General features: G+C 42.3%; 11 protein-coding genes. 9 read left to right on the top strand and 2 right to left on the bottom strand.

Going from position 1 to position 15,423, the window contains the following annotated elements; genetic code table 11:
- The first annotated feature begins 81 nt into the window (after nt 1-81).
- From cysD to IEZ33_RS15975, 4 genes are all read left to right on the top strand, one after another.
- Nucleotides 82-984 (top strand): sulfate adenylyltransferase subunit CysD, encoded by a 903-nt coding sequence (cysD, locus tag IEZ33_RS15990; RefSeq protein WP_191601014.1) that lies wholly within the window; start codon nt 82-84, stop codon nt 982-984.
- Nucleotides 984-2,894 carry a sulfate adenylyltransferase subunit CysN gene (cysN, locus tag IEZ33_RS15985; RefSeq protein WP_191601013.1) on the top strand — a complete coding sequence of 637 codons (1,911 nt, stop codon included), beginning with the start codon at nt 984-986 and terminating at the stop codon, nt 2,892-2,894. Before cysD ends, cysN begins: the two co-directional genes overlap by 1 nt.
- A 289-nt stretch (nt 2,895-3,183) precedes the next feature.
- The gene (gene cysQ / locus IEZ33_RS15980; RefSeq protein WP_191601012.1) at nt 3,184-3,951 is read left to right on the top strand and encodes a 3'(2'),5'-bisphosphate nucleotidase CysQ; all 768 of its coding nucleotides are present in this window, start codon (nt 3,184-3,186) and stop codon (nt 3,949-3,951) included.
- 716 nt (nt 3,952-4,667) lie between these two features.
- Complete coding sequence (locus IEZ33_RS15975) at nt 4,668-6,089, top strand: MBL fold metallo-hydrolase RNA specificity domain-containing protein (RefSeq protein ID WP_191601011.1); 1,422 nt, start codon at nt 4,668-4,670, stop codon at nt 6,087-6,089.
- 386 nt (nt 6,090-6,475) lie between these two features.
- Here IEZ33_RS15975 and IEZ33_RS15970 read toward each other — a convergent pair.
- Nucleotides 6,476-7,668 (bottom strand): IS3 family transposase gene (locus IEZ33_RS15970; protein WP_191601010.1). Its coding sequence is split into 2 segments (ribosomal slippage): nt 6,476-7,360 and nt 7,363-7,668, totalling 1,191 coding nucleotides; the frame shifts between segments, so codons are not numbered across the junction.
- Between the two features lie 136 nt (nt 7,669-7,804).
- On the opposite strand from IEZ33_RS15970, the gene IEZ33_RS15965 reads away from it, so the two are divergent.
- Entirely contained in the window at nt 7,805-8,785 is a 981-nt protein-coding gene (locus tag IEZ33_RS15965) for an IS110 family RNA-guided transposase (protein WP_191601009.1), read from the top strand.
- A gap of 148 nt (nt 8,786-8,933) precedes the next feature.
- On the opposite strand, the gene IEZ33_RS15960 is transcribed toward IEZ33_RS15965, so the two are convergent.
- On the bottom strand, nt 8,934-10,049 hold the full coding sequence (locus IEZ33_RS15960; RefSeq protein ID WP_191601008.1) for a hypothetical protein: 1,116 nt from the start codon (nt 10,047-10,049) through the stop codon (nt 8,934-8,936).
- 133 nt (nt 10,050-10,182) lie between these two features.
- Here IEZ33_RS15960 and IEZ33_RS15955 point away from each other — a divergent pair, with 133 nt between their 5' ends.
- Genes IEZ33_RS15955 through IEZ33_RS15940 form a run of 4 tightly spaced genes read left to right on the top strand, consistent with a single transcriptional unit; the run spans nt 10,183 to nt 15,336 of the window.
- Nucleotides 10,183-11,748: a hypothetical protein gene (locus tag IEZ33_RS15955; protein ID WP_191601007.1), complete on the top strand. Its 1,566-nt coding sequence runs from the start codon at nt 10,183-10,185 to the stop codon at nt 11,746-11,748.
- A gap of 24 nt (nt 11,749-11,772) precedes the next feature.
- A complete protein-coding gene (locus IEZ33_RS15950) occupies nt 11,773-13,185 on the top strand; it encodes a phosphomannomutase (protein ID WP_191601006.1) in 1,413 nt (470 codons plus the stop codon).
- Nucleotides 13,186-13,236: 51 nt separating this feature from the next.
- Entirely contained in the window at nt 13,237-14,028 is a 792-nt protein-coding gene (locus tag IEZ33_RS15945) for a SapC family protein (protein WP_191601005.1), read from the top strand.
- Between the two features lie 42 nt (nt 14,029-14,070).
- A complete protein-coding gene (locus IEZ33_RS15940; RefSeq protein ID WP_191601004.1) occupies nt 14,071-15,336 on the top strand; it encodes a glycosyltransferase in 1,266 nt (421 codons plus the stop codon).
- The last annotated feature ends 87 nt before the right edge of the window (nt 15,337-15,423 follow it).

Genomic DNA, 15,423 nt, shown 5'->3' with positions numbered 1-15,423 from the left:
CTAATTGGCTGTTATTAAATATGTAATCTATTGAGCTAGTCGCAGGGGGATCCCTACGCTACGGATTGGAAGGAGTAAGTTATGTCGTCATTGACGCATTTACAGCGTTTAGAGTCGGAAAGTATACACATTATGAGGGAGGTGGTCGCCGAGGCGAAAAATCCTGTCATGTTGTATTCGATTGGTAAAGACAGTGCCGTGATGCTGTATTTAGCGATGAAAGCGTTTGCACCTTCTAAGTTACCCTTTCCATTATTGCATGTGGATACTCGTTGGAAGTTCCAAGAAATGTACAAGTTCAGGGATGAGTTGGTGAAAAAACATGATTTGGATTTAATTGTTCATGTTAATCCTGAAGGCGTTGAAAAAGATATTAATCCCTTTACTCATGGCTCCGCGTTGCATACTGACATTATGAAAACAGAGGGGTTAAAACAAGCGCTTGATGAGCATGGATTCGATGTCGCCTTTGGAGGCGCTCGACGCGATGAAGAAAAGTCCAGAGCGAAGGAGCGTATTTTCTCATTCCGTACTGCAGAACACCGTTGGGATCCAAAAGCGCAAAGACCTGAACTTTGGAAGCTTTATAATACTCGTAAAAATAATGACGAAAGTATCCGCGTTTTTCCTCTATCTAATTGGACGGAATTAGATATTTGGCAATATATCCATTTAGAAAATATACCAATTGTCCCCTTATACCATTCTGCTCCGCGTCCTGTTGTTGAACGAAATGGAACGCTGATTATGGTAGATGATGAACGAATGCCATTGCAAAAAGGTGAAGTGCCAATGATAAAATCAGTGCGCTTTAGAACGTTAGGTTGTTATCCCTTAACTGGCGCAGTTGAGTCAACGGCAACCAGTTTGCCTGATATTATTCAAGAAATGTTATTGACCAAAACATCTGAAAGACAGGGCCGAGTAATAGACCATGATTCTGCGGCGTCTATGGAGAAGAAAAAGCAAGAGGGGTATTTCTAATGTCAAATGTTTCAGACTTGATTGCAACGGACATAGATCAGTATTTAGCGTTACATGAAAACAAGAGTCTCTTGCGTTTTATTACTTGTGGCAGTGTTGATGATGGTAAGAGTACGTTAATTGGACGTCTATTATTTGATTCAAAAATGCTTTTTGAAGATCAACTAGCGGCTATTGAAACCGATTCTAAAAAATATGGCACACAAGGTGATGAGATTGACTTCGCACTTTTAGTAGATGGTTTAGCGGCAGAGCGTGAGCAAGGTATTACGATTGATGTTGCTTATCGTTTTTTCTCAACAGATAAGCGTAAATTTATTGTTGCGGATACGCCTGGGCATGAGCAATACACCCGTAATATGATTACCGGCGCCTCTACTGCAGATGCCGCTATTTTAATGGTGGATGCTCGCCACGGCATTGTTACTCAGACTCGTCGTCACAGTTTTTTGATGTCGTTAATTGGTATTCGTAAAATTGTCGTCGCTGTAAATAAGATGGATTTAGTGGATTACTCGCAAAAAGTATTTGCTCGAATTTGCGATGAATACCGTGACTTTGCTAAAGCGTTGGGATTTGAAGAAATTGTATTTATTCCAATGTCAGCACTAAAAGGTGACAACATTACGGTGCCAAGTGAAAACACGCCTTGGTATAATGGCTCTACCTTAATGGGCTTTCTTGAAACGGTCGAAGTAAACGAATCTTACCTTCAAACTCAACCGTTTCGTTTGCCTATTCAATGGGTAAATCGTCCTAACTTAGATTTTCGTGGTTTCTCTGGAAGTATTGCCAGCGGGATAATAAAAGTGGGTGATTCAATACGTGTGCAACCCTCAGGGCAGACCAGCACAGTAGAATCTATTTATACGTTCGATGGCAACCTCACAGAGGCCGTTGCAGGTCAATCCGTTACTTTAATATTAAAAGACGAAATTGATGTGTCTCGTGGAGATGTTATTTCAAGTATTGATTTACCGGCGCAAACGGGTCAGCAATTTCAAGTTAATTTAGTTTGGATGAGTGATGAACCTATGTTACCAGGTCGTCCTTATTTAATGAAAATTGGCACTCAGGTGCTAAGTGCTACAGTGACTGAGATTCGACATCAAGTAAATGTAAATACAATGGAGCATTTTCCAGCTAAGAAACTGGAGCTTAATAGTATTGCTGTTTGTAATGTGAATTTACATCAGCCTATAGCGTTTGATCCTTATGAAAAAAACCATGACACAGGTGGCTTTATTCTAATTGACCGTATGAATAATAATACGGTTGCCGCAGGCATGATTAATTTTACATTACGCCGCAGCCAAAATATTCATATGCAGCATGTGGATATCAATAAAGCAGCGCGATCGACCTTAAAAGCACATAAACCTTGCTTGCTTTGGATGACTGGATTGTCCGGTTCTGGAAAGTCTACTATCGCAAACTTGGTAGAGAAAAAGCTTTATGCCATGGGAGTGCATACTTACTTACTGGATGGCGACAATGTGCGGCATGGTTTAAATAAAGACCTTGGTTTTACCGATGGGGACCGGGTGGAGAATATTCGCCGCGTGGCTGAAGTCGGTAAACTGATGGTGGATGCTGGCTTGGTGGTCATCAGTGCGTTTATTTCTCCTTTCAGTTCCGAGCGTGCGATGGCTCGCGCTATGTTGGAAGAAGGGGAATTTTTAGAAGTCTTTATAGATACCTCTCTTGAAGTGGCAGAATCGAGAGATCCTAAAGGTTTATACAAAAAAGCCCGCCGCGGTGAATTGAAAAACTTTACCGGTATTGATTCGGCTTATGAAAAACCAACCTCACCGGAAGTGCGAGTGAATACGGATGACTTATCCGCTGACGAAGCGGCTGATAAGGTGATTAGCGTTTTACTGGAATCGGGAAAAATTGGTTTAGATTAAAAAAATGAAATCGGTAAGTAGGTTGTGTTTAGCGCAACAATTGTTAAGGATATCACCTCGTTGTCGGGCTAAAGCCGCGACCTACACGCCTACAATATTTGATTTAAATGTGCGTGTTATCGAGCTAAAGTAGGTTGTGCTTTAGCGCAACAATTGTCAATGATATCAACTCGTTGTCGGGCTAAAGCCGCGACCTACAGGCCGTAACAATTGCCAATTATATCAAGGTGTTGTTGGTTATAAATGCGTTGTCGGGCTAAAGCCGCGACCTACATAGGAACTTTGTTGTATGTTAAGAAATTTGTTATTTGAAGCTAGGAAAATTTCTATCGAGGCGGGTAAGGTTATTATGGAGATCTATAAAAAAGATTTCCAAATTGATTTTAAAGCGGATGAGTCTCCATTAACGGAAGCGGATCAGGCGGCGAACGAGGTTATTGTGACTGCGTTACAATCTCTAACGCCTAGTATTCCAATATTGTCAGAAGAAGCAACGGAAGATTTTTCAGGGGCCAATGATCAAGGTGAATACTGGCTAGTTGACCCTCTAGATGGCACAAAAGAGTTTATTAAGCGTAACGGTGAGTTTACTGTGAATATTGCGTTGATACGTGATGGTGTGCCAGTGCTGGGTGTTGTTTACGCTCCTGTGTTGGATACCTTGTACTATGCCTGTAAAGGTGAGGGGGCGTATAAGCAAGTTGGTTCGGCGGTGGCGGAGAAGATCACTGTTTCTCATTATGATAGTTCACGACCTTGGAACGTAGTCGGTAGCCGTTCTCATGCGAGCCAAGAAACGACGGACTGGTTAGCATCTCTGGGTGAATATGAAATGATCCCAATGGGAAGCTCGTTGAAGCTTTGTTTGGTGGCGGAAGGTGTAGCGGATCTATATCCTCGCTTTGGGTTGACGTCGCTATGGGATACCGCCGCGGCACACGCTGTTGTGTTAGAAGCGCAAGGAGAGGTGGTCACTATTGATGGTCAGCCATTAAGCTATGGGAATACTAAGGAAGTATTAAACCCATTTTTTATAGTGCGTAATCCGAAGAACTAAATTGAGTGTAAATGTGCGGATTGTCTAGCGAAAAGTAGGTTGTGCTTTAGCGCAACAATTGTCAATTATTTCAACGAATTGTATGGGTAAAAAACGTATTGTCGGGCTAAAGCCGCGACCTACACGTCGCAACAATTGTCAATAATATCAATGAGTTGTCGGTATAAACCCCGACTTATAATATTTGATTCGGACTAAAGAAAACGAAAAGTAGGTTGTGCTTTAGCACAACAATTGTCAATCATTTCAACGAATTGTATGGGTGAAAAACGTATTGTCGGGCTAAAGCCACGACCTACACGTCGCAACAATCGTGAAGGATATCAATGCGTTGTCGGGGTATAAGCAAGCGAAAAGTAGGTTGTGCTTTAGCGCAACAATTGTCAATCATTTCAACGAATTGTATGGGTAAAAAACGTATTGTCGGGCTAAAGCCACGACCTACACGTCGCAACAATTGTGAAGGATATCAATGTATTGTCGGGGTAAAGCAAACGAAAAGTAGGTTGTGCTTTAGCGCAACAATTGTCAATCATTTCAACGAATTGTAGGAGTAAAAAACGTATTGTCGGGCTAAAGCCACGACCTACACGTCGTAACAATCGTGAAGGATATCAATGCGTTGTCGGGCTAAAGCCGTGACAGGACGATGTTGTGTGTGATGGATAGATATTGATTGAGATAAGTCTCGATCTATTTTTTAAGGGAGATCAAGGATGTTTGAGATTGTACATCATGGGGCCGTAGATGGTGTGACGGGGTCCTGCCATGAATTGAAGTTGGATGCTGGTGGGTCGTTACTGGTCGATTGTGGCTTGTTTCAAGGGGCTGAGTCGTTTGATCGTGAATCAGAGAGTGCTGCAGGTGTTTTCCAGAAGCAAATAGACTTTCCTATAGACTCTGTACAGGCGTTATTGGTGACTCATTGTCATATCGATCATGTTGGTCGAATACCTTATTTATTAGCCGCTGGGTTTGATGGACCTATTTATGCGACGGAGGCGACAGCACATTTATTGCCGCTGGTGTTGGAAGATGCCATTAAAGTGGGTGTGACGCGCGATAAACGTCTTATTCGTAAGTTGATGGCTCGCTTACGTTCATTGTTGGTGGCGATTCCTTATAAGCAGTGGTTTGATGTTAAAGGACTGGAAAATGTGCGGGCGAAGTTTCAGGTAGCGGGTCACATTCTTGGATCGGCTTATATTGAAGTGGATCTTAATAAACAGCACAGGGTTGTTTTTTCTGGTGACTTAGGGGCGCCTTACTCTCCATTGTTGCCTTCGCCTAAATCCCCATATCGAGCGGATACCCTGGTGATTGAAAGTACTTATGGCGACCGTATACACGAATCGCGTAAACAGCGTCGTCAAGTTTTGCAGCAAACGATTGAGAAAGCGTTACAGGATGGTGGAACGGTTCTGATACCTGCTTTTTCAATCGGTCGGACACAGGAGCTGTTATATGAAATTGAAGAGGTTATTTATCAAGTGGGTAGCAAGGATAAGAAGCTGTCTTCGGGTAATAAAGAGCCCAGCAAGCGAATTTGGGAATACTTAGATATTATTGTTGATTCACCCCTGGCATCGAAATTCACTGACAGTTATCAAAGCTTGAGAGCATTGTGGGATGCTGAAGCGAAACGAAAAGTGAAATCCGGACGTCACCCTTTAAGCTTTGATTCTTTGTTAACCATAGACAGCCATGAAGCACATTTGCAAACCGTGGATTATTTAAAACGTACTGGACGAGCGGCTATCGTTATAGCAGCGAGCGGGATGTGTGCTGGTGGTCGTATACAGAATTATTTAAAGGCGTTGTTACCAGATAAACGAACGGACATTTTATTTGTCGGTTACCAGGCGAAAGGTACGCCCGGGAGAGATATTCAAACCTTCGGTCCTCGCGGTGGTTATGTGCTATTAGATGGTGAGCGTATTGATATTAATGCCCAAATTCATACTCTTGGTGGTTACAGTGCCCATGCAGACCAAAAGGATTTATTGAATTTTGTTAAACGTATGCGCCATCAGCCGACGCATATCCGTATTGTGCATGGTGATGATAATGCTAAGAAGGAGCTAAAGCGCCTTTATCACACTCTTCTGCCTGAATGTGACATAGAAATAGGTCGATAGTAGGCTGACAATATTTGAGTTAAATACGCGGATTGTAGGGGTAAAGCAAATGAAAAGTAGGTTGTGCTTTAGCGCAACAATCGTCAAGGATATCACCTCGTTGTCGGGGTATAAAAAAGCGAAAAGTAGGTTGTGCTTTAGCGCAACAACTGTCAAGGATATCACCTTGTTGTCGGGCTAAAGCCGCGACCTACAGGCCGCAACAACTGTCAAGGATATCACCTTGTTGTCGGGCTAAAGCCGCGACCTTGTATCTCTCCTAGAGTTTCTGTTTAGCTAATAGAGGCTCTAAGAATCCGGTGAAGCCGTGCGCGACCTTAGCACTAAATGCTGTCCTGTAGATTACGCTCTGATCTTCACCCGATAAAATGGACACCGTCCACGTTTCAATTTTTTGCTAATTCAAATTCAGCTGGCGTTTTATATCCTAAACTCGAATGTAATCTCTGTCTATTGTAAAAATAATTTAGATAAGTCTTTAATTTGGAATATAATTTATGACTCGTTTCGAACTTATTACCTCGTATTAAATCTGCTTTAAGTGAATGGAAAAACGACTCTACTTCTGCGTTGTCAGTACAACATCCAGGTCTATTCATACTTGCTTTAATGTTATGCCTAGACAAAAATGCTTGAACCACATGCGCACGGTACTCTGCTCCTCTGTCAGTATGAAATAGCACTGAGTCTGTTGGTTGCCTTTTCTTGATGGCAAGTCTAAGCGCTTTGAGAGTGAGTTCCGTTGTCTTATTTTTACCAAACGCCCAGCCGATAATTCGACGCGAGTACAAGTCGATAACAACCGCCAAATAATGCCACTTAACCCCAACTTTTAAGTAAGTCACATCCCCTGACCATTGTTGATTTATGGTGGTTGGTTTGTCTTCATTTTTACGTTTATTCTCTATTTCTTTGTAGAAGAACTTTACTTTCGCAGGTTTGCTATATGTCTTTAATGCTCTCGCTCTCAAGCCGCTTTCTCGCATTAATCGAGCAACGCGTTTTCTACTCGTACAAATGCCTTGCCGTTTAAGCGCATGAAACACTCTGGGGCTACCATAGGTTTGATGGTTAGCATTAAATACTCTCTGAATTTTAGACAGTAGCTCTGTATCAGATATCTCATGTGCTGATATTGGTCGTTTTAACCAAGCATAATAACCACTGCGTGAAACATTAAGCCATGAACATAGGTATTTGACGCCTAAGGCTTGCCCGAACTTTTGGATGAATCCAAATCGCTCTGATGTACTTCCGCCAGATACCGTTGCCACTTTTTTAGAAGATCGTTCTCCTGCTTAAGGCGCTCATTTTCTTTTTTAAGCTTTTGGATACTATCCAACTCTTTTTTGGTAGGGACTTTACTCATGATTTCATTGCGGTCTTGATAGCGCGACGTCGTTAAAAACTTACCATCTCGGTATTCTTTTCTCCAACGACTAAGCATTAACGGGTGAATATCAAGCGCCTCAGCAACCTCCTTTGACATGATATCGTCTCGTAAGCTTAGTTCTACTGCTTTGATTTTGAAACTAACAGGGTAAAACCATGTTTTTCTAGGTTGGGTATACTTGGGCATTTAAGCCTCCTCAATGTAGTGAGGAGGTGTCTACTAAAACGGGGGAAGAGCACTCCCGGGTTCTTCATCTTGTTATATTGAATGGTATCCAGGTGCCTATTGATTAGTGACGCCGCATGAACAAGGGTAATAAAAGATGAATAATATTGGAATAGATATCAGTAAACATAAATTAGATTGCTTGTGGCTAAAAGACCCTCAACTCAATAAAGTGAAAACAAAGGTATTTAAAAATACGCCTGATGAGCATCAGCGTTTAGGGCGTTGGCTATTAGACCAAATTCAGGCAGATGCGTCTGATATAAGAGTCGTATTAGAAGCGACAGGTGTTTATCACGAAGCCGTTGCGTATTCACTTCACCAACAAGGCTTTATCGTTTGCATAGTAAACCCAGCTAGAGCGAAGGAGTTTGCAAAGAGCTTAGGCCATCAACATAAAACAGATGCTAAAGACAGTTTGGCTCTAGCCTTATTTGGGCAGGCAATGAATCCTGACGCATGGAAACCTGAACCATTAGAAATCAAAGAGTTAAGATCTTTAATTTCTCGCCTACAAGCACTTGAAATGGATTATCAAAGAGAGTTCAATCGCTTAGAGAAAGCTCAGGTTAGCCTGGAATCTGAACGTATTATTGAGTCTCTAGGCTTAATGATGAAGCATTTAAAAGATGAAAAATTAAGGCTAGAGCAGGATATTGACGATCACATTAATCGCCATCCTCATCTAAAAAAGAACCAAGAACTACTTTGTAGCATACCAGCAATTGGACCTGTGTTATCACGCATAATGGTCAGCATTATTCATAGTGATCGATTTAAATCTGCTGGGCAAGTGTCGGCTTTTCTTGGTCTTATTCCTAAAATTCAAGAGTCAGGTATATGGAAAGGTCGAAGCAGATTAAGTAAAAGAGGCCCCGCAAAAGTCAGAGCAAAACTTTATATGGCAGCCATTGTTGCCATAAGACACAACCCAGATATTAAAAGCCAATATGAACGATTATTGGCAAATGGAAAGACTAAAATGCAGGCTTTAGGTGCCGCTATGCGAAAGCTTGTACAAATTTGTTTTGGTGTTATTCATCATCAAAATGAATACTACCCACAGCTAAAAAATTAAGTTGCGGGTAGTTGGGAGAGATGGTATCTACAGGCTGCAACAATTGCCGATAATATCAATCTCTTGTCGGACTAAATCTCAATGTTTCTAGTTCGACTGTAAGTTCTTATAATAAAAAATTACAGTAGGGCATTTTTTTATTTTGTGATTATTCGTGGCATTCAGCACCTTGAGTAAAGAGTTTAGGGCACCCTATTAAGGGGACTCTATGGCCCTTTGTTTCAACATAAATAACCACCATGTGTTGTTTCTTGTCTTGAAACGTTAAAGGTATTTTCCAATGAAAACCGTGAAAACCATTACCCATATTGTTGTCTTTTAAATCTTGTCGATAGTCGTTTGCGGTCATTGTATGAACTATGTCGCCATCCATTTCAATGGTGATATTAAGGCTGCTACAAGGAATGTCTTTATGCATACACCAGCCGCTAATCATGCCGTTATCAACACTGTCTAAATGCCCCCATACCGCGGTGGGGTCGTTTAGATATTGACGGTGTTTTTCAATGATCTCTATGGCTTTGGTTTTATTTTTCTGTGTGGCGTAGGTAAGCAAGTGAATATAGCACGCCTGTATTTTTCGGCGGTTACGTGCCTTGCGGTTGAAAATGTGTTCGTTTATCTGGCCGTGCTTGATTAATGAAGCAAGGGAGAAACGTATCATGTCGGCCTGTATTAACGGCACAATATCGTGCCCACATCCTGTGAAATTGAGCTTTTTTAAGTGGGGGTAACGATTGGCGTGTCGCTTGTCTTTTTGGCTTAACCGGTCGTAAATAACATAGCCTGGTGTATTGTTGTCTGCACCATCGTGAAAGTCTCCGTGCCAGTCAAGTTGTTTGTATTTTTGGTAGGCTGGGGTGGTTTCAAAAGGGGCAAGCGCGTCATTAAGTGTCGAAATAGGGTTGATTAATAGCATCGCGTTCATGTGAAGTATGTCTGAAAAAGCGGACACGGCATACCCACCCATGCACCACCCATAACCAATGACGGTTCGGTGTTTTATGCGTCCACCTATTTCTTTGAGTGCTTGATGTAGTATAGGACAGCGGTACCAAGTCTCTTCGTCGATCGCTCCGATGGCGATAAGGTTGCACTTCAAAGCGGATTTTTTGATAAACTCAACGCCCCATAAGGTATTTGTTTTGGCGATTAGACGATCCATTGGCGCAAAAACGACGAGAAAGGGTGAGTAGTCGTCTATTTCTTCTATATAAATATGGTGATGGCCTGCTTGGTATTGAGTAATCTGTGGTGTGGTCATGTCGTTGTCTTTTAAATGTGTAATCCGTTAGGGTGTCGGTGAGCGAATAGCATTACTTTGTTAGGTTTACGCTTTTTCTCAGTGCTATAGCGTAATAGTATAATGATAAATTCAAGGAATAGGTTGTATTCGAATGGGGTTGCCGTCTAAAAAGTTAATCATTCACATTGGTATGCCTAAAACAGGGAGCAGTGCCATTCAGGCTTTGTTTGCTCTCAATGAGGCGTACTTTAAGAGTAAAGGCATTGTTTTTCCTTGGTATGACGGTTTTACTCAATCCTACCAAACTTCTGGTGGTAATGCGGAACTGTTATTGAAATGGATGTCTAGCCAAGACAGACGTGCCTTCGATCAGGCAATTAGTGCATTGAACGAAACAACCGTCGTGATTTCTTCAGAGTCCTTGTTTTATACTTTTAAGCAAGATCCCCAAGGTTTTTTTGAATTTTTTACTGGCTATGATTTTTTAGTTATTTGTTATGCCCGTGATCTGGTGCAATTAGTGGACAGCTCGTTAAATCAAGCGGTGAAAAATCATGGTTTTCTCGTCAATGATGAGAATTTAGCTCACATTATTGAGGACTGTTATTATCTGGATGTTCTGTCACACGCGGCTCAGTTTGTCGAATCAGGAAACTTGTCTGTTCGTTGGTATGACAAAACGCAATTTGGGGGCGAAGGCATTTATGCTGATTTTTTACAGCTCATTGGTGTCACGGTCGATTTAAGCCAACTGACACGACCAAATAAAGTGGTAAACCCTTCCTTAAGCCCAGATGCATTTGCTTTCCGTGCTTTGTTGAATTCTTTTAGTGCTCTTCCTACATCGGATGGCTTTAAGTATCAAATAAACGCTTTATTAGCCCAATATTCTGTTGAATATTCAAGCTCGGGTTTGGTATTGAATGAAGAGCGCATCCATAAAATACAACAGAGCTACGGAGTCGCTTTTGAACGTTTCTGGAAAACGTTTTGGACGACAGAACCTCCCGCAATTGGTCAGCATGCGATTCGTTCGACATCCAACGGAATGGGAGACGCAGATCAAGCGCTTTGTACGATGGCTATTAAGAAGATACTGACTTTTTTGTGGCAACAGAACCCTCAAGTCTTGTTGCTTATATTAGAATCATTTTTAAAGTCTGAGTGGGCATTGATTGATAATGCTTCTAAGGTGCAGCGCGTTGTGCGTAATGCACTGGCGATTGAGTGGTTGCGATCATTAAGTGTCGGTAAATTGACCGATTTGGAGTTGCAATTATGTGGGTTATTAAGGGTGTTTTTGACTCCTACATTAACGCTTGATGGGAATACTTATCCGTTTTCGGTAAAGGATTGGAGTGAAGATATTGGCAGTCGTTCTTCGTTGGGAGGCGGGCTAGTCGTTGAATCGATCGGCAATGATCCTTTTTTTGAATTGATTGCAATGGATGGGAATTCGTCTAACACGGCGTGTTGGGTTTGGTTGTCGATACAAGTGCCTGTTTCGGGTTGTGTACAGCTCTATTACACAACCACTCAATATCCGATATTTTCACCTGAAAAAATGCTCAATATTGATGTGCTTGAAGGTGAGCAGTCATTATCTTTTGTAATTGATGACCCGGAATTTACCGGCCGCATACGTTTAGATCCTGGTTCAGATGCCTGTATTTATCTGATTCGTCAGCTGAGTCTCTACTCTGTATATTATGAATAAAAGCGACAAAAGGTGCAGTGAAGCATGATTAAAAATGTGATTAAAGAAAGCGGTATCGCCTTTGGTACCAGTGGTGCGAGAGGCTTAAATACACAATTTACCAAAGAAGTTTGTGCGGCGTTTACGGTTGCTTTTATACATGCCATGGCCGGCGATTATAAATTTAAACGGGTTGCTTTAGCGATGGATCGCCGTCCTTCAAGTTTATTTATGGCGCAAGCCTGTGCTGGAGCGCTTGAATCCTTAGGCTATGACGTGCATTTTTATGGGGTCTTACCCACGCCGGCTTTGGCTTTGCAATCTATGGCCGATGACGTACCAGCGATTATGATTACTGGTAGCCATATTCCATTTGATCGTAATGGTATCAAGTTTTATCGACCTGATGGAGAAATTACCAAAGCGGATGAATTGGCGATTATGGCGGATGAAGCGACTTTACCTGAGTTTTCTTTAGCCGAATTGCACGAAAGGCCTGAGGCAAAAGAGCGGTATTTACAACGTTATACTGGCGCGTTTTCTAATACGCTGTTTTCTGGTTTTCGTATTGGTGTCTATGAGCATTCGGCGGCTGGACGAGATCTTAACCGTGCTATTTTTGAAGCGCTTGGGGCGACGGTTATTTCATTAGGCCGTTCTGATACTTTCGTGCCTATTGATACAGAGGCGGTTTCGGATGTCGATAAAGAAAAAGCCTTAGGTTGGATAAAAGAATACCAACTGGATGCTATTTTTTCGACGGACGGTGATGGTGACCGGCCTTTATTATCGGATGAGAAAGGGATTTGGTTAAAAGGCGATGTGTTGGGTGTTTTATGTGCAAAAGCCGTTGCGGCGACGGCCGTAGCATTACCTATTAATGCCAATTCTGCTGTTGATTCGGTTGGTTTTAAGCTGGTAGAAAGGACGCGCATCGGCTCGCCTTATGTGATTGCGGGTATGGAAACCTTAGCTCAAACAACCACAGGAATAGCCGGGTATGAAGCGAATGGCGGTTTTCTATGTGGTGATGGGTTGAGGTTAGGGGGAACCCCTTTGGCGGCTTTACCTACTCGAGATGCCATCTTGCCAGCTTTGGCTGTGTTGGCAAAAGCACACCTAGAAAAGACGGCTTTGTCTCATCTGGTTAACCTTTTTTCTACTCGTTATACCGCAAGCGATCGCCTGCAAAATATTGATTTAAAAAGAGTGAGTGCCGTCTTGGCTAAGTGGGTAGCGGCGCCTAAAATAGCGATTACAGACTTGTCATTGACGGCTGAGTTACACTCGGTAAATACGTTAGATGGGTTACGTCTAACGTTAAAAAATCAAGACGTTGTGCATATTCGCCCCTCTGGAAATGCCCCTGAATTACGTTGTTATATCGAATCCAGTACCGCTGAAAAAGCGGATACTTTACTTTGCTTTGTTATGGCTCAGTTAGCTCATTACAGTTAAGTCGCTGAGACCAAGAAGATTAGATTATGGAAACGACATTATGGAGTTAATATGTTTGATAACGTTACGCCTGTAAGCCCAGTTACTCATCGAGATGCGGGTTGGAAAGACCCAGATTCTTACCTTTTTGCGTCGACCGAGTCCTTGGTGCCCGTGGTTATTCCAGAAGTTATGATGCTAAAAGACATGACGTTAGCCTTTGTAAAAAGCACTCCAGAGAGTGCATTTAGTTTGGTTGCCATTCAATCTTTACACGCGGGTTATAACTTGTATGTGAATGACAGTGGTAGATGGGTTGGTCGCTATCTACCCTTGTATTATCGCTGTTTTCCTTTCTGCATGATGCCGATAGTCGACAGTGATCAAACGGCTTTATGTGTGCAGCAAGGTTCATATTTTAATGCCTCTTTTGAAGAAGGTGATCATCGATTATTTGATGATCAGGGCGAGATGACCGAAGCCATGTCTCAACGATTAGACCTGGTTAAAATGTTCGATAAAGGCTTGCGGCAAACAAAAGAGCTGATCGAGTTGTTGGACTCCATGAATTTGATCGTACCTTGGGATCTTTATGTACAATCGGGTGATGTTGATACCGCTAAAAAAATACAGGGTTTATTTCATATTGATGAAGCTGCTTTGTATGAACTGGCGCCAGAGCAATTAAAAACCCTGGTTGCGAATGGCTCTATGGCATTGATTTATGGGCAAATGTTTTCAGAGCATTGTGTGGAGTTTCTAGGCATTCAGTATCGAAACATTAACGAGAAGAAAAACCTGTTCAAAAATGCAACAATTGATGCAGTTTTTGGTGAAGATGAAGATGAAACCTTTCAGTTTTAATGTGTTATCTCGTTTAGGAATGGCTGAAGATGGAATGAACCTATGCTGAATGGCGCTCCTTATGCCGGGTTAGTGGGGAAAAAAGTGCTGTTTATGCACCCCAATTTACCCGCTCAGTTCAAACATATGTTGCCAGCGGTTGTCACCTGTGGTGCTGATGTCAGAGGGGTAACCTTTGCCGACCCCGTAGCGGTTCAAAGGCTCGTTACCCAGCCAATTATAATTGAGCAGGCAAAACCATCGTCCCATTCCACTCAGCTTGATCCATGGTTAATGGACATCAACAGTAAAATTGTGCGTGCTCGTGCGGCTAGTACAATTTTAATGGCTTGGAAGCATCAGGGGTGGGAGCCGGATCTGGTTGTTGGGCATACCGGTTGGGGCGATATGCAAAGTGTCCGGACGATTTATCCATCGGCCAAGGTTATTGGGTGGTTTGAATATTATTACTGTGCACCACAAACCGATGTGAGTTTTGACCCTGAATTTCCTACGGCTATAGAGCAAGTTCATAAGGCAGAGTTGAAAAATTTATGGCCTCTGTGGATGCTACAGCATGTGGATGTGGCCGTCAGTGCAACGCCATTCCAAAAGCGTGTACACCCTGAATGGGCGTGGCCAAAAATTAACGTGATTCATGAAGGTATTGATACCGACGTTTGTTGCTTTAATGATAATGTTTCCATTCAATTAGGCCAAAACGGCCCCTTATTAAACAGAACTCATAAAGTCATCACCTTTGTTAACCGCTGTTTGGAGCCTTATCGAGGTTTTCATACTTTTATGCGAGCTTTACCCGATGTTTTAGCTCTCCACCCTGATGCACATATTTTAATTATTGGCAGTGACACTGGAGGATACGGTGCGCAACCACCAGAAGGAACAAGTTGGAGGCAGCTTTTCTTGAACGAAATCGGACATCAGTTGGACCCTCTACGAGTGCATTTTTTAGGTGCTGTGTCTTACGAGGTTTATCTTGCTGCATTGCAACTCAGTCGAGCGCATGTGTATTTGACTTACCCTTTTGTGCTTTCTTGGTCAATGTTGGAAGCCATGAGTTGTGGGGCTCCAGTGATTGCCTCGCGAACGGAACCGGTGGAAGACGTTATTCTTGACGGGAAGAATGGTTTTTTGGTCGATTTTTTTGATTCTAAGGCACTCTCTGACGCTATTCACTGGGTACTGTCTCATCCTGATGTCATCGAACCTATAAGAGTAAGCGCTCGTCAAACGGTACAGCAGCAATTTGATTTAACTCGAGTCTGTTTACCAAAACAACTTTCTTTATTTGAGAATACCGTCTTATAAGTACCGCTTATTCTACTTAGATTTTTGAATTCGTAATGACTGCGCTTTCTATGTGAAGACAGCAAGGAAGTGGGTGTGTAGAATGAC

The sequence above is a fragment of the Marinomonas algicola genome, from assembly GCF_014805825.1.
Classification (GTDB): domain Bacteria; phylum Pseudomonadota; class Gammaproteobacteria; order Pseudomonadales; family Marinomonadaceae; genus Marinomonas; species Marinomonas algicola.
This window is presented reverse-complemented; position numbering and strand designations above follow the sequence as displayed.